The sequence below is a fragment of the Rheinheimera sp. genome (assembly GCF_965283995.1).
In the GTDB taxonomy this organism is placed as follows: Bacteria; Pseudomonadota; Gammaproteobacteria; order Enterobacterales; family Alteromonadaceae; genus Pararheinheimera.
Genome location: NZ_CBDIQG010000001.1, coordinates 4,168,251 through 4,184,147 on the forward strand (window position 1 = coordinate 4,168,251; position 15,897 = coordinate 4,184,147).

A 15,897-nucleotide genomic window follows, 5' to 3' on the forward strand; every position below is an offset into this window, starting at 1 on the left:
AGTTTAGATTATGATCGTCATCATTGCGTTGTGGTGTCTGCAACTGCGGTTTAGACGCACTTGTTACGACTAATGCAAGAACTTTCAGGAAGCACTCAGATGAATATAACAAAACCTGTGGTACTGGTGACCGGCGCGTCGTCGGGCATCGGCGAAGCTATCGCCCACAAACTTGCCGCAGTTGGCTACCGGGTGTATGGCACCAGCAGGCGAGGCGGTCAGGCAGGCGCGACGGCCTTTCCGATGTTGGCGTTGGATGTGACCGACGATGAATCGGTTGAAATGGCGGTGAATCAACTGCTGGCAATTGAAGGTCGGATTGATGTGCTGGTCAATAACGCCGGCTTTGGCGTGGCGCCTGCTTCTGCGGAAGAGAGTTCTATCGAGCAGGCAAAAGCTATCTTCGACACCAATTTTCTTGGCCTGGTACGCATGACGAGAGCCGTAGTGCCGCAAATGCGGGCGCAGCGCAGTGGCCGCATCATTAACATCGGCTCGATTCTTGGTGTGGTGCCGATGCCGTATGTCGCACTGTATGCCGCCAGCAAACATGCAGTGGCAGGGTATACCGAAGCGCTGGACCATGAGTTGCGTGGTTATGGCATCAGAACTTCGGTGATTGCACCGGCATTTACCAGGACTCAGTTTGAGGCAAATAACCTGGAACCCGACGCTAAGCTGGAAGAATACAATCCGATCCGCGCGCATCTGGCACACGTCGTCAGCGCGGCGATGCAGGGTGGTGACGAACCCGCAGTAGTCGCCGATGTAGTGTTACAAGCGCTTTTGGCGGCACGGCCGAAGCGGCATTACACCGCCGGTAAAGCCGCAGCCAGATTGCAATTTTTGCGGCGCTTCGCTCCAGCCCGGTTACTGGATGCAGGGCTGCGTAAAAATCTGCAACTAGACAATTAAATAGCCAGCGCATTGCCACCAGGCGACACCAGAACGGGATTATTTATGCATAACAGCACCACAATGAACGCCCTGACCTTCCAACGTTATGGCAAATCACCAGAGATTGGATTTAGCAAAATTCGGCGACCCAGCCTGCAACCGGATGAATTAATGGTGAAAGTGTATGCGGCCGGGCTCAATCCAATCGATAACCTCATCCCCAGCGGCACGTTTAAACCTGTGCTGCATTTTAAGCTGCCGGCCACACTTGGCAGTGATCTGGCCGGTGTGGTAACTGCGGTGGGCAGTCAGGTCAGTCGCTTTAAGCCAGGTGATGCGGTCTATGCCAGCATTTTTGATTTGGGCACAGGCGCCATCGCCGAATACGCTGTCGTGCCGGAACATGCCGCAGCGCTGAAACCGGCTAACCTGGATTTTGTCCAGGCCGCCGCGATGCCTATGGTGGGGTTGACGTCGTGGCAAGTCCTGACTGAACGGCTGCAGCTTCAGCCAGAACAAAAAGTATTTATTCCAGCGGGGTCGGGTGGCATTGGTTCTTTTGCGATCCAGCTGGCCAAAGTGCTGGGGGCCAAAGTTGCTACGACCACCAGTAGCGGCAATATTGACTGGGTCCGCAGCCTTGGCGCTGATGAAATTATTGATTATAAACAGCACGACTTTGCACAGATACTGCGCGATTACGATGCTGTGCTTGCCACAGTGAAGGGCGACAATGTCGAAAAATCGATTGGTATTCTGCGACCTGGTGGCAAGATTGTATCTATTGTCGGCCCGCTTGATGCCGGTTTTGCCAGGGCAAAAGGGTTAAATGTTGTGCTGCGCTGGGTGTTCGGTCTGATGAGTCTGGGCATTTTGCGCCGCGCCCGGCAACGCAACATCGGCTACGATTTTCATTTTGTGCGCCCTGATGGCCGGCAGCTCGCCGCGATCGGCCAACTGCTGGAAGTTGAAAAGATTAAGCCGGTGATCGACAAGGTATTTCCATTTGCGGAAGCAAAAACCGCTTTGACCTATCTGGCCCAAGGCCGTGCCAAAGGCAAAGTTGTGATTAGCATGTTGGGCTAAGCCATGTTAGCGCTATGAGTGAAATTGCGCCGAGCGCTACTCAATCCCTCAGGCATGAAACATCCAGCGCACGCCAAACGCATCGTTTAATGCACCATATAAACCAAAGGGGTGTTGCGTCAGTGGGTCTGTGACGGTCGCCCCAGCACTGAGCTGCTGAAACAGTCTGGTGGTTTCTTCCGCGCTGCCGCCACTGACATACAGACACATCAGATTGCCAGGCTGTGGTTGCTCTGTCGGATGCAGCCAGTCTGACGCGGCAATATCAATCAGAGGGGAAGTGAGCCGGGCATGCACCACGCGTGCATGCAGCGCTGGTGGAAAAGCCTGCTGCATCGGTGAATCACCAACTGTGGTCAGCTGCAATTCGCCGCCAAACACTTGCTGATAAAAGGCAAAAGCCGCTGCACATTGGCCATCAAATAACAGGTAAGTAGAGATTTGCATATGGGCTCCAAAAATAAGTGGGTGCTTTAATTTAGTGCCGAAAGGCAGCTGGCTGCCATTACGATTTTTCGCAGCGCGCTAAAACCGGCCTTGTTGCACCGGCAAATCCCAAATCGGCCCTTGCAAACCAAATTGCTGAAACATTGCTCTGGCTTCGTCGATAGTCCATTTATGCCAGTCTTGCCGCATATGGTTGCCATACCAGACTTGCGAAAACTGCCAGATTTTTTGTAGTGGCTGGATATCGCCCACCGGCATCCGGTGGCGTTGGCACCAGTTGAGAATGTCTTGCTCCGATTCAAACAGCAGCATATTGCTACAGGTATAAGTGACATTGTCCCAGGCGTGTTGCATCGGAATGGGGAAGTGTACCAACAGACTGTTTTGTTCTAGCTGTCCATCTTTGACTTTGACTATCAACTGTTTAGCCTCAGCGCCGGCCGTGGTGGTGATGGTCAGGTCACACTTTAACAATGCGGCGGCGCCCATCGAACACCAGGCACAATTGCCCCACCAGCAACAGTGATCGGCTTTGATAAAAAAGTTGGTCGGGGCGGCTGAGAATGGGTGCATCACCCAGACTTCTTTACTTTTTGGCTGCAATACCACGCCGTGGTAATCCTGCAGATCTTCCAGCGCCGCCGTCAGCTCAGTGGTGCTGACCGCAAAGGCTGTTGCCATTTCGTCAATGGTTGGCGCTGTGCCGGTATCAACAAAACTTTGCATAATATGGCAGTGTAACGTCGAGTGATTAAGCAGCATCGCAATCTCCGCAGGCTGAGTTGATACAGACTGTAGCGGTATTTACGCCGAAAAAATACCGGGGTAATGCTGTTGGTGCTGACATAAGTGGCAATGGCGGATGTGCTGTATCCGCCATTGCCACAATCCTGACCAAGCAGTCAGCGCTCAGCCAAATATTCAGCCTTTGGGCGTCAGCATGCCGTGCATCGTTAACCAGTTGGTGAATGCGGGAAACCAGCCGGTGCTGGTGGTGGTTTTGGGGTACATGCCAAAGCCGTGACCGCCTTGTTCGTAAAAATGAAACTCAACCGGCTTTTTCGCCTGATGCCAGCTTTCAATCAGGCCAAATTTGCCATTAGCAAAAAACGGATCGTCGGCGGCCAGGGCGACAAACAACGGTGGCGCATCCGCCGGCACGGTCACGGCATCGAGCGGGCCATAGATATTGGCAATAAAAGCGGGTTTGGCATCTTTGCCGACCAGCGTGGTTGCCATCGTCAGCATAGCGCCAGCCGAGAAACCAATCATACCGATGCGGTCCGGGTCGACTTGCCATTCGCCGGCGCGGCTACGCACCAGCGCAAAAGCGGCGCGGACATCTTCTAACTGTGGCGCCAGCTGCGTAGCCATTGTTGCCGGATTAGGCCGTGGTGGACGGCGTGCAGTGCCGGAAAACATCTCATGCATCGCCTGCTGGAAACCGGCCATGTCTGCCGGGGTCTGGTTCAGGCGATATTTCAGCACAAAAGCGGTGATGCCTTGTTTTGCCAGCGCGTTGGCGACATCCCAGCCTTCGTTGTCCATCGACAGCGTACGAAAGCCGCCACCGGGGGCCACTATCACCGCAGCACCACTGGCTTTGCCGGGCGCCGGCAACACTGGCGTCAGGGTTGCTACTGTAACATTGCGCACAAAGCGGCTGCCATATTGCGAGTGCCAGGATTCTTGCGCCTTTGCGCCGGGCAGGGTGGGCGTGCCAAGTTCAATCGCCTGGATCTGCTCCGGCTTGGCGATCGGCGTCATCTGGTCATTGGCTTGCGCGGCGGCCTTAAAAGTACACAGGCAAAGTGCGAGTAAGAACGACTGGCGTATTTTCTGCTGCCAGTACAAGCGGGGGCGGGCAGAGCAGAGCCTGTGTCTGTTATTCAGGTTGTGCATTTTATCCTTCTCCTGGTTGGTTGCTGTGCATCACGATGGCTGCGACTAGGGTTTGTGTGTGCGGATGATTGGCTGGATGCTGCCATCCGGATTAAAAAACACCTGGTCCAGCGCGACGGACCGGCGGTAATTGCCGCCGCCGGGTAAGTCGGCATTGTGGTAAGCCAGATAGGTCTGGCCGTTAAAATCAAACAGGGCCGGATGGATGGTCGTCGTGCCCGGCAGCGGGTCCATGATGACACCGCGGTACTGCCAAGGGCCGCTGGCAGAGTCGCTGGTGGCATAAGCCAGACTTTCCGGAAAGCCGGCCGCATACACGAGGTAATAGATCCCATTATGTTTGGACAGATGCGGGCCTTCTTCGAAGTTCGGTAAAGTCGTCACCTTGTTGATGTTGACCTGACTGCTATCGCGGTTCTGCATCCGACCTTTTGCATCCAGCTGGTATTTTTCGCCTTTCAGATGGACCAAATCAGGTTCAAGTTCTGCCCACCATAACTGCTGATTGCCCCAATACAAATAAGCGCGGCCGTCGTCATCAACAAACACCGCCGGGTCAATATTGCGCCAGCTGTGTTGTTTATCTTTGGCGGTATCTTCGAGCAAAATCATCGGCATGCCGCGTGGGTCGGTAAAAGGCCCTAAAGGGCTGTCGCCCACGGCCACACCAATCGAAAAGCTAAAGGCGCCGCCGGTCTGGCCGCCTTCAACCGCAGCATAAAAATAGAATTTGGTTTTACCGGCCGCATCTTTGCGCGCAATCACATGATGGGCGTAAGCATTGCCGGTTTTTTGGTCGCCACGCGCCCAGCCAAAATCAGCGGAGCGAAACACGGCGCCATGATTTTGCCACTTGATAAGGTCGGTACTGGTCCAAAGCCGGTAGTCATACATGCGGTAATCTTTGCCTTGTGCGGTCTGTTCGTCGTGGGTGGTGTAGAGGTACACAGTACCGTCATGCACCAGCGCCGCCGGATCGGCGGTGTAAATCAGCGGGCCGTTTGGGGATGTTGGGTCTTTGCTGTCGGATTTAATGATTGGGTTGTCGAACTGGCTTGGCGTCGTTGTCGGTGGTGCTGAGATTTCGTTTTTTGTAGCGCTGGTAGCGGGATGAAGCAGCATAGCGCCCAGCAATAACGCCGATGCGAACCGAGATTTTACCGCGCGAAAAGAGGACAAAATCAACATCACCATGAGCCCTGGCTGATAACAAATAGTGTTAGTTAGTGTGTTGAAAATTCAGCCAAAACGGAACGGCAAGGCTGTTATGAAACTGGGTAAACGGTTTGTTTTATTTGGGCGTTAAGAGTTAGGTTGGACTTTGTGGGCGGGGCTGATTCGGGTTGTGAACTGATGGCTGTGTTGTGTGAACAGCCCGCCATTCGTGGCAAAGCCAACAGCGCCACCACTGCGTTCGCCGGTTCGCCCGTTCGCCCGTTCGCGCCTCCCGCGCTCACTCTTAACCGCTCACTCCGTGGTTGCCGGTGCTGGCTTTGTTGGGGTTTGGAGAAGCCTGCTATGAGCGAGTTGTAGTCATCGAATATGGGGTAATGTACGGCGTGTGACGCCCAGCGGGCTTCGCTTGCCGGTACCTACGATCTTAATTAGCGAGTAGGTACGCGCAAGCGATAGCGCCGCCGTACATGACGATTAAAAATGTCCGCTTCTGGCAAAAGCGGCTGATGGATATCCAATGCCGTGGTCTGAATAAAACGAACACTACAGATTACTTCGTTAGTACTCCGGTGCTGGTGCAGCAAGCTGTTATGACGACCAGCACCAACACTAATGCACTTGCCATGCTGAACTGTCCTCCCGACCAGTCGCGGGCGACATGACTAAGCATGGGATTATCCTGTAATTGCCAGGCCGCGAATCCAACACCTGAGGCCAGCCCCAACCACACTGCGCGGTTAGAGCGCCGGCGCGGGGCTGGTAAGCGCGACATGACGGTATCGACAAAACCGTCATCTGGGACTGCATCTGCTGCACTGTCGCGAAGCAGCTGGTGTAACAGGTCATCGTCTTGATCTTCCTTGCTTAAACTCATGTCGTCACTCCTGTATTCTCGTTGCTTTGGTAGTCTTTCAACCATTGACGCAAACGCGCACTGCCGCGTGTTGCGTGCGTTTTAACCGTGCCAAGGGGCAACCCGGTGATGTCGGCAGTTTCCTCATGACTCAGTCCCATCTGCGTGTGATAAAGCATCACCACCCGCTCGCCTTCAGGCAGCGCTTGCAGCGCCTTTTGCAAATCACGCTGCAAACCCGCTCGCTGCCGGGGTCCTGCGGCTTGATCAAGCAGAGTTTCTTCCTGCATTTCGTGTATGGGTTGCTGCCGATACGCCTGCAGGAAGCAATTGTGTGCGATGCGATACAACCAGGTCGAAAACCGCGCTTCGCTGCGAAATTGCGACAATTTGCGCCATGCCAGCAGGAAGGTTTCCTGCGCTAAATCATCTGCCCAGGCGTGATCATCCCGGCACAGGCGTCGCAATTGGGCGCGCACGTTGCTCTGATGCCTGCGGACCAGCTGATTAAACGCCTGTCGGTCTTCATGCAGCAGGACACGTTTAACCAGCGCAAGATCCAGGCGCGACTCAACTTCAGGTACCACGCATGTCGCCTGCACGCTGATCGAGCCACCAATTACTGAGATAACCAAGGCCCAGCATGACTGGCAGCAGGCCGAGGCCCCACAGATCTGCAAGCTGCTGCCCTTCATCACTCTGCACTGGCAACACCAGTAAGCTCAGCATCAGACCGATGCCACCACATAATAGAACCAGCCCGCGCCGCCGATCAGCATGGGGTTGGTGCTGCTCGGCCAAAACCGTTAAGGGTAAGTCGACGCCTTTGTCGGCCAGTTGCAGCAAGGTGCGATAACGCGCCTCGGTTTGCTGGCGAACAAAGCGCAGGGCAAGGGCGACCAGGGCAACAGGCGTTGCCAGTACTAAAAGCGGTATCATCATTTCGATGGTCATCTGCAAACACCTACTGTTTTATGCGGGGCTATTTGGATTGTGTGGTAACAGTCGTCACCAGCGGCATCCGGTTACCATAGTATTCAACCAGCGATTCTGCAGCGGGCGGGTCCATATTGGAAAGGGCAATCACCACATCTGCTGTCGCCGGATAAATGCGTAAAGCGCCGTTCATGCCCTCTGCACCGCCGACATGGCCGAAGTGACGGGCGGTGCCTTCACCACCCAGTTGGAAACCAAAGCCATACAAACCACTGGGCGTCTGACTGCGGGTTGCGTCTGTCAGTGTTTTTGCTGATATCAATTTCCCGCTGAGCAAGGCCTGTGCAAAAAGTTGCAGATCGCCGGTGGTTGAATAGCCACCACCTGCGGCAGTACCGCGCCACGGCAAGGTATCGCGATTGTCCACCAAGCCTTTTTCTGTGTGCATATAGCCGACCGATAGCTGTGTGCGTACCTGTTCTTCCGGTTCAGCACCAGTGGCGTGCATGCCGGCCGGTTTGAAGACATGGTCGTGGACATAGGTGTGGTAAGACTGACCAGTACGCCGTTCAATCACAGCACCAAGCAGCACATAACCGTAGTTGGAATACGCCTCACGACTGCCGGGGGTAAACTCTGACGCGCGGTGTCCAAACAACCGGACATAATCAGCGTGCTCACGGGTTTTCAGTCGCTGTTGCTGATATTCATCAGTAAAAATGTCGCCCGTGCCGCCGGTATGGGTCAGCAAGTGCCGCACCGTGGTTTGTTGGGCAAGTGTTTTGTTAGGATAATCAGGCAAATAAGTGACCAACGGCGCATCAAGGCGCAACTGACCGCGCTCCACTAATTGCAGCACGGCAATCGCCGTGAACATTTTGTACATAGAGCCGAGCCGGAATTGCGTATTGGCGGTATTTTTATGTGCCGGGTCGCGACGGGCGTCACCAAAATGCTGCTGCAGACGGATGTCGCCGCCACGAGCGACCAAAAGGTTGCCGGCGAATTGTTCCTCTGCCAGCAGTTTCTGCGCTTTGCTTTGCAGCCGCTGTTGCGCAGCGTGCTCGGACAACCTTGTAGGCATCAAATCCGCGGGCACAATTGCCATCGGCTTTAGGCTGACCGATTTGACCCGCGTTGAGTCTTTGTCATCCAGCTGCAGCGTCATGCTGCCGACCCGGTCGCCATCTTGTTCGCGAATAATCACCGTGACTTGTCCGGCATTGTCCTGCGTTACACGCAACGCCTCAAAGCCGCCCGTCATCTGCCGGAAAGCCAGTTCACGCTCCAGTTGCATATCGGGTTCATGTGCTGTTTTGAACGCTTGTAAGTTGGCTGCATCGCCGGTGTTAAAAGCCTCCAGCCGCTGTTTCGCCAGTTGTGCCGCCGGCGTCTGTGGCCAGCTGATTTCAGCCCAAGCCGTCGCAGTAGCGAAGGCCGCACAAAGCAAAGTCAGCCGGGAAATTTTCTTGTTGAAAAAATGCATGTTCTATCTCCGTCCAGTCCAATACTGGTTGCAAAGACTCTGATGCAAAGGGATGTGGTTTTAGATTCAACGCCCTGAAATTTTTTCCAGGGCGCCGGCGGCCTGAGTGAGTTGGCTGCGCCGCGCGACCAGATCCCGCCGGATCTGGCATTCGCTGAGGTTGATGAGCAGTACACTGCCTTACGGCGAGCAGAACCCCCGAAAGGGCACACCCAGCTAGCAGCGCTGGGTGAGAAATACGTATCCACTAAGAGTTGCCTGACCTGCGCCAGTGCAGTCCGAATTTACCTTGGAGTAAACTTCACTTCGATCTGCTGGTAGTACAGTGTGGTTTTACCTTCGAAACCAGAATCAGTGCCGACAAATAACCAAATTGAACCCTGTGCATCGGTGGTCAAATCAAGGGCTTTTTCGGTGTTTTTTAATGTCTTGGCCCGGTAGACAGTGTTGTCACATTTACCGGCATCTGTCGCAATATTGCCTTGTACTTTAGCCTGAGTCCCGTCCTGCGACTGATCACCTTTTGGCACGTTGAGAGTAAACCCATCCTGTTGTGGCTCTTTGTCGGCATAACCAAACTTTAACCAGACTGACTCACCGGGCGACCCACCAATACCTACGCCGACACAGTCTTTACTTGCCGGACTGAGGAAGGTGACTTTCAGTTCGACCCTGTATCGACTGGACGGCGAGAGCCCGCTGATTTTGCGTTTTAAGAACATAAAGAGGTCAGCACTGCGGTTGTGGCCACTGAGCATAAATCCGGTCCCCTGAAAGCCTGCTGGTAAGTCGCGCAGGCCACTTTCCAATTCGTAGAGCGGAGCGTGTTTTAACAGATAATCACTAAAACCTGCTGTCCAGTTTTGGCTACCATGGCGGAAATCAAAACTCATCACATCGGTATGATCCCCAGATTTTATTTCGTGATCACAACCAGTCAGAAACAAGGTTGAGCAAAAGGGTAAAAGCAACCAACACGGCAACTTCATCGCGATATCTCCCGGGCAGTGAAAGGAGTTTTTAGCCTATGAAATACTGTTCAGGGCAACTGTAACCTTGTGTCAATACACTGTGATTTTTCAGTTGGAATTGTGAAGTTCGCAGATACTCCGAGAAGATACTCCGAGGACACCCACCCGATTTAGTCGACGCGCCAACATGTACAGCTCTGCAACGACCCAAAAGCTTGTCGTTGGCTTGGTATGTCACAGGGAACCAAGTTTGTTGGGACTTTAAATGTTTGTTTAGAGCGAATAGCAGCTCTCCGATCTGTTGTAGGGGTAGGCCTTGTGCCTACCCGAATTTCGCGGACTACGGGTAGGCGCAAGGCCTACCCCTACGGTTCATCAAATGTCTGCAACTGGCACATAGCGACGCCACAAACGAACTCGCAAAACGGTGGGACGACAACGTTAGCAGACCCTCTGCGGAAGGGTGAAGACGGGATTTCAACAAGTCAGCAATCTGACTTGTTGCCGACTGAACGGGTTTTGCTCTGCAAAACCCTGGAACGCCGCTGACGCCCGTTTGCTGCGGTCTTAGTCTGGTGTTCGTTTTGAATGTGGGTGTCCATGGATTCACGTCTTTGGATTCGTAAATGTGGGTGTCTTTGGATTCGTTGTCCTTGGATTCGCCTTTGAATTTGGGTGTCCTTGGATTCATTGGATTCGAAAACTGCCTGATTGTGTACGGCGACGCTTTGCTTGCCGGTACCTACGACCGGTACCTGCGCCTCCCATCTGCGCTAAATCCGGTTTCCCGGCATAAAAAAAGCCCGGCGAAACCGCCGGGCTAAAACCAGTTAAACACACACATCACACACACTGGGACTAACTGGTGATCGGGGCAGGGAGGCCTCGATCACCGGGACTACGGGGTTAGCGGTACAGCACCAGGTTGACCTGGTTTTCCAGCAATTCCTGCCGGCCACTGACGGCTTGTGGGCTCAGTTGTTTCTGTTCCACCAGCTCTGCCAGCGATTGCAGCGAATGTTGACCTTGCACAATGCCCTGACCAAGCGGGGCGCTCCAGCCGGCGTAGCGTTTGGCAACGGCCTGGCCGAGGAAGTCTTTTTCAATCAGCAGCGCGGCCTTTTTCAGAGCTAAGGCTAAGTGGTCCATGCCGCCGATGTGGCCGTGGAACAGGTCGTAACGGTCTACGCTTTGACGACGTAACTTGGCGTCGAAGTTAAAGCCACCAGTCGAGAAGCCGCCTGCTTTGAGAATTTCGTACATCACCAGGCTCAGTTCTTCCACGCTGTTCGGGAACTGGTCAGTATCCCAGCCGTTTTGCGCGTCGCCGCGGTTGGCGTCGATACTGCCAAAGATGCCCAGCGAAATGGCGGTGGCCACTTCATGGTGGAACGAATGGCCGGCCAGGGTGGCGTGGTTGGCTTCGATATTGACGCGGAATTCTTTCTCGAGGCCGTATTGCTTCAGGAAGCCGTACACAGTGGCCGAGTCATAATCGTATTGATGTTTGGTCGGTTCCTGCGGTTTTGGCTCAATCAGCAGCATGCCTTTAAAGCCGATTTTGTGTTTGTGCTCAACCACCATCTGCATAAAGCGGCCGAGTTGCTCGCGCTCCTGACGCAGGTCGGTGTTAAGCAGTGTTTCATAACCTTCGCGGCCGCCCCACAGCACGTAGTTTTCGCCGCCTAAGCGCTGGGTCGCATTCATTGCATGGAACACCTGAGTGGCGCCGTAACTGAACACTTCCGGGTCCGGGTTGGTCGCTGCACCTGCAGCATAACGTGGGTTACTGAACAGGTTCGCGGTGCCCCACAGCAGTTTGACGCCGGTTTCCGCCTGTTTTTGTTCCAGTACGTCGGTCATCGCCGCAAAGTTATTGATGTACTCGCGGATGCTGTTGCCTTCCGGCGCCACGTCAATGTCATGGAAACAGTAATAAGGAATGCCCAGCTTGCTGAAGAATTCAAAAGCCACATCGGCTTTTTGCCGGGCCCGTTCCATCGCATCACCGGCTTCCAGCCATGGCCGGCCAAAAGTGCCCTGACCAAACACGTCCTGACCATTCCAGCAGAAGTTATGCCAGTAACAGGCGGCCATGCGTAAATGCTCGGCCATGGTTTTGCCAAGGATTTTTTCGTTGGCGTTGTAATGTTTAAACGCCAGTGGGTTGGTGCTGTCGGCGCCTTCAAAAACGATTTTGTCTAAGTTGTCGAAATACTGAGCCACGCTGCTCTCCTGAATATCATCGATACGGTTGGTGCTGTTGTTGTCATGGTGGGCGCTGGCTGGCATTCCCACAATTATGTTTTTTCAGAGCAATCTTGTGCTTTTCATCACAAGGGGGGCGCTGAGACCCCAAGCGCCTGCCGCGCAGGCAATAGGCCTAAAAATGTGGCTTCAGCGCGTCGTACAAGGCTTTAAAGCTGTTGTAACGTGCTGTCAGCGCCTGATGACGTTGTGGGTCCGGCTGGTGCGCGCTGACCAGCGGCGGCGGTGGACACAAGGTCGCCGCAGCGACATCCGGATTCATCGCCAGCGCTGCCAGTCGGGCCGCACCGAGTGCCGGGCCTACTTCGCCACCTTCGCGAAAATTCAGCGGTAAATTCAGCACGTCGGCCAGTAACTGGCGCCAGTAGGCGCTGCGCGCGCCACCGCCAATCAGATTAATTTCATGCGGGATGCCGCTGGCGCTATGTAGCGCTGCTGCGCCCTGCGCTAAGGCAAAACTGACGCCTTCTAGCACCGAATAAGTCATGGCGGCGCGGTCGGTGTCGTGCGTCAGGCCAAACCAGACGCCACGGGCATTGGGGTTGTTATGCGGGGTGCGTTCGCCGGATAAATACGGCAGGAAAATCGGTGCCGCTGAAGGAATGCCGTCAGGCCAATCGTGGGTCTGCTCCAGCTCTGCTAACAGCTCCGCCACCGGGACTTTCATCAGTTGTTCGCTGTACCATTGCAGGCAGCTGGCGGCGCTTAAGGTGACGGCCATCAGATGCCAGCTGTTTGGCAGCGCATGGCAAAAGGCGTGCACGGCGGAATCCGGATTGGCGCTGTAGCCATCACTAACCGCGAAATAAACCCCGGACGTGCCAAGCGATAACATCGCCTGACCCGGCGCTAAAATACCGGCGCCGACCGCACCAGCGGCATTATCACCACCACCAGCCACCAGCGGCACTTGCGCCATGCCCCAGCGTGCCGCTAGATCGCTGCTCAGTACACCGGTGATTTGATTGCCTTCATACAGTTTTGGCATTTGATTGCGGCTAAGGCCACAGACACACAGCAGTTCATCGCTCCAGTCACGGGCGGCCATATCCAGCCACAAAGTGCCGGCCGAGTCAGACATGTCTGAGGCGAAGTCGCCGCTTAAACAAAACCGCAGGTAATCTTTGGGTAATAACACCATCGCGACGCGGGCAAAAATGTCCGGCTCATGTTCACGTATCCAGAGTAATTTTGGCGCGGTAAAACCCGGCATCGCCAGATTGCCGGTGATATCAGAAAGTTCTGGCACGCGCTCTGTCAGTTGTTGGCACTGCGCGCCACTTCGGCCATCGTTCCATAAAATCGCCGGGCGCAGGATCTGATGCTGCGCATCCAGTAAAGTTGCGCCATGCATCTGACCGGCCAGGCCAATGGCCTGGACACTGCTTAAGTCGCGGCGGGCGCTTAAAGCGTCCAAACATTGTTGTAAGGCTGCCCACCAATGCGCGGGGTCCTGTTCAGACCACAGTGGCTGTGGCCGGCTGACGGTCAGCGGCGCGCTCTCACTGTCTATCACGTGGTCAATTACATGGTCTTGCGCATCCAGCAAAATCACTTTGATGCCGGATGTGCCTAAATCGATGCCTATATACATGGGCCAAATCACTTCTGTTACCTGGAAAAGATGGGCTCATGCTTGGGGTTTGGCTGGTTTGCGGCAATTATGAAAATTCATAATTTGCTGTTGAATTCTGCTTTCGACTTCCCGTCTTGATCCTTGTCAGTCTATTATCGATGCGGATAAGACGATTTTACTGATAAACAAAAAAGATAAAGACGGTGGAATTATGTTCAAGGCAAAACACAGTATTACGCTGCTGTTTAACGCAAACAAAGTGTACGATCGACAGGTGATTGAAGGTATTGGGCATTATCTGCAGTCGTCGAAAGTCGACTGGGATGTGTACCTCGAAGAAGACTTTTTATGCCGGCTGGAGCATATCCAGGAGTGGGGCGGCGACGGCATTATCGCCGACTTCGACGATATGGAGATCCAGCGCGCTTTAGCCGGTGCCAGCAAACCCGTGGTTGGGGTCGGCGGTTCGTATGCCAATGCGCAGGATTATCCGCCGGTACCTTATGTGGCCACTGACAACTATGCGTTGGTACAGGCCGCGTACGAGCACTTAAAGCGCAAAGGTCTGGACCGTTTCGCGTTTTACAGCGTGCCGGCTGATGAAAACCATCGTTGGGCCGCCGAGCGCGAAAACGCTATCAAAAAACTGACCGCCAAAGATGGCTACGACTGCCAGATTTATAGCGGTCATTGCACCCGGCCTGAAACCTGGCAATATGCGATGAACCGGCTGACCGACTGGATCCAGTCCCTGCCGAAACCTATCGGTATTATCGCTGTGACCGATTCGCGGGCGCGCCATCTGCTGCAGGCTTGTGAGCATGTCGGCATTATAGTGCCGGACAATATCGCCATTATCGGTATCGACGATGATGACATCGCCCGTTATTTAAGCCGCATCAGCTTAAGTTCGGTCACGCAGGGTTGTTTTGAAATGGGTTATCAGGCGGCGAAATTGCTGCATACTCAGCTCAATAATATCGATGTCGGCCGCAAGCGTATTCTGGTGTCGCCGGTCGGCGTAGCGTCCCGGCAGTCCACCGACTTTAAAGCACTGCGCGACCCTTATGTCATTCAGGCGATGCACTACATCCGCCGCAATGCCAGCCGTGGTGTGAAGGTGGAGCAGGTCACCGATTTTGTGGGGATCTCGCGGTCCAATCTTGAGCAACGGTTTCGCGCCGAACGTGGCCATTCGATCCACACCGAGCTGCACAATCAGAAACTGACCCGTGCCTGCAAAATGCTGATCGACACCCAGGTCAATCCAACCGAAATCGCCAACCTCTGTGGTTACCCGTCACTGCAATATATGTACGCGGTATTCAAACGCCATTTTGGTCAGACGCCGAAGGAATACCGCATGGCCCGCGGTGAAGCCTTTGTGGATCAGGCGGTGAATGATTAGGCTGATGACTTCGCTATGTACGGCGGCGCTGCGCTAGCCGTACCTACCGACTTATTTTTTCGTAGGTACGGTAAGCGAAGCGCCACCGTACGTTTTCAACCGTCCTACGCTCTCTCCTGCGCACGTAGATCAGGCATCACCTTGAATGACACCTTTACTGTCGCCACACCAATCTGCACTGTACACACCTGCTGCAACATAGCGATGAAAAGTTGAATGCGGCCAGTCCTGCACCCGTTGTACCCAACCATGTTTCAGTGGATTGCGGTGCACATAATCAAAGTGATACTGGTAATCACTGGCGTCACGAATTAGATGCTCCCAGTAGTGTCGTTGCCAAATCCCGCGTTCACGTCGTAATTCCCGGCTGGCTGCGCGATATTCGCCGGCAGGAATTGCCCGCGAAAATGCTTTTTTAATGTCACGCCAACGCCCGGCAAAGTCGCAGTCACCTGCCGGTAAAGTCCAGATGCAATGCATGTGTTCCGGCAACACGACCCATGCATCAATAAAAAAGGGCCGTCGTTGGTGGACATCGCGAATACAAGATTTCAGCAAATCAATCTGTTCCGTCAGCAGGTGTTGGTGGCGTTGCTGCAGGTTGACGGTAAAAAACCAACAGGCGCCTGTAATTTGGGCCCGACGATAGTTTGGCATTCCATTGCCTCCGTTAGGTGTGTTCCAAATTAAAGTGTAGCTGTCCGAACGGCCTATTCGGTGGTCACTTGCGTACGGCACGTGGTGGCCAGCGCGCTGCGCTAGCCGTACCTACGGTCATTCGAACATCGTAGGTACGGTAAGCAACGCGTCACCGTACGATTTTGATTAGCGATGCATCCGGCCAAAAATCGCACAGCGCTGATGTGTTTTCATAACCGCCAAAGCATTGCC

The 15,897-nt window shown here is 54.3% G+C and carries 15 protein-coding genes; 3 read left to right on the forward strand and 12 right to left on the reverse strand.

What is annotated here, in order from left to right:
• Window positions 1-99: 99 nt before the first annotated feature.
• Both ACQ66Q_RS18525 and ACQ66Q_RS18530 read left to right on the forward strand, forming a co-directional pair.
• On the forward strand, window positions 100-915 hold the full coding sequence (locus ACQ66Q_RS18525; protein ID WP_430458134.1) for an oxidoreductase: 816 nt from the start codon (window positions 100-102) through the stop codon (window positions 913-915).
• A gap of 45 nt (window positions 916-960) precedes the next feature.
• Window positions 961-1,983 (forward strand): NADP-dependent oxidoreductase, encoded by a 1,023-nt coding sequence (locus tag ACQ66Q_RS18530; protein WP_430458135.1) that lies wholly within the window; start codon window positions 961-963, stop codon window positions 1,981-1,983.
• Window positions 1,984-2,031: 48 nt separating this feature from the next.
• Here the strand turns inward: ACQ66Q_RS18530 and ACQ66Q_RS18535 are convergent, their stop codons facing one another.
• From ACQ66Q_RS18535 to xylB, 11 genes are all read right to left on the reverse strand, one after another.
• Window positions 2,032-2,430, reverse strand: a complete 399-nt coding sequence (locus tag ACQ66Q_RS18535) for a VOC family protein (protein WP_377240425.1) — start codon at window positions 2,428-2,430, stop codon at window positions 2,032-2,034.
• A gap of 78 nt (window positions 2,431-2,508) precedes the next feature.
• A complete protein-coding gene (locus ACQ66Q_RS18540) occupies window positions 2,509-3,192 on the reverse strand; it encodes an alkylmercury lyase family protein (protein ID WP_430458136.1) in 684 nt (227 codons plus the stop codon).
• 159 nt (window positions 3,193-3,351) lie between these two features.
• A complete protein-coding gene (locus ACQ66Q_RS18545; protein ID WP_430458137.1) occupies window positions 3,352-4,332 on the reverse strand; it encodes an alpha/beta hydrolase in 981 nt (326 codons plus the stop codon).
• Window positions 4,333-4,377: 45 nt separating this feature from the next.
• Window positions 4,378-5,520, reverse strand: a complete 1,143-nt coding sequence (locus tag ACQ66Q_RS18550; RefSeq protein ID WP_430458138.1) for a glycoside hydrolase family 43 protein — start codon at window positions 5,518-5,520, stop codon at window positions 4,378-4,380.
• 538 nt (window positions 5,521-6,058) lie between these two features.
• On the reverse strand, window positions 6,059-6,382 hold the full coding sequence (locus ACQ66Q_RS18555; RefSeq protein ID WP_430458139.1) for a hypothetical protein: 324 nt from the start codon (window positions 6,380-6,382) through the stop codon (window positions 6,059-6,061).
• On the reverse strand, window positions 6,379-6,948 hold the full coding sequence (locus tag ACQ66Q_RS18560) for an RNA polymerase sigma factor (protein ID WP_377240437.1): 570 nt from the start codon (window positions 6,946-6,948) through the stop codon (window positions 6,379-6,381). The genes ACQ66Q_RS18555 and ACQ66Q_RS18560 overlap by 4 nt, the downstream gene beginning before the upstream one ends.
• Window positions 6,938-7,315, reverse strand: coding sequence for a DUF6249 domain-containing protein (locus ACQ66Q_RS18565; protein WP_430458140.1), 378 nt, complete (start codon window positions 7,313-7,315; stop codon window positions 6,938-6,940). The genes ACQ66Q_RS18560 and ACQ66Q_RS18565 overlap by 11 nt, the downstream gene beginning before the upstream one ends.
• Before the next feature lie 28 nt (window positions 7,316-7,343).
• Entirely contained in the window at window positions 7,344-8,783 is a 1,440-nt protein-coding gene (locus ACQ66Q_RS18570; RefSeq protein WP_430458141.1) for a serine hydrolase domain-containing protein, read from the reverse strand.
• Between the two features lie 284 nt (window positions 8,784-9,067).
• The gene (locus ACQ66Q_RS18575) at window positions 9,068-9,676 is read right to left on the reverse strand and encodes a hypothetical protein (protein WP_430458142.1); all 609 of its coding nucleotides are present in this window, start codon (window positions 9,674-9,676) and stop codon (window positions 9,068-9,070) included.
• A 984-nt stretch (window positions 9,677-10,660) separates the two neighbouring features.
• A complete protein-coding gene (gene xylA / locus ACQ66Q_RS18580) occupies window positions 10,661-11,980 on the reverse strand; it encodes a xylose isomerase (RefSeq protein WP_430458143.1) in 1,320 nt (439 codons plus the stop codon).
• A gap of 157 nt (window positions 11,981-12,137) precedes the next feature.
• Window positions 12,138-13,628 carry a xylulokinase gene (xylB, locus tag ACQ66Q_RS18585; protein WP_430458144.1) on the reverse strand — a complete coding sequence of 497 codons (1,491 nt, stop codon included), beginning with the start codon at window positions 13,626-13,628 and terminating at the stop codon, window positions 12,138-12,140.
• Between the two features lie 181 nt (window positions 13,629-13,809).
• On the opposite strand from xylB, the gene ACQ66Q_RS18590 reads away from it, so the two are divergent.
• On the forward strand, window positions 13,810-15,006 hold the full coding sequence (locus tag ACQ66Q_RS18590) for a XylR family transcriptional regulator (protein ID WP_377240457.1): 1,197 nt from the start codon (window positions 13,810-13,812) through the stop codon (window positions 15,004-15,006).
• Between the two features lie 129 nt (window positions 15,007-15,135).
• On the opposite strand, the gene ACQ66Q_RS18595 is transcribed toward ACQ66Q_RS18590, so the two are convergent.
• Window positions 15,136-15,663, reverse strand: a complete 528-nt coding sequence (locus ACQ66Q_RS18595) for an REP-associated tyrosine transposase (protein ID WP_430458145.1) — start codon at window positions 15,661-15,663, stop codon at window positions 15,136-15,138.
• Window positions 15,664-15,897: the final 234 nt, after the last annotated feature.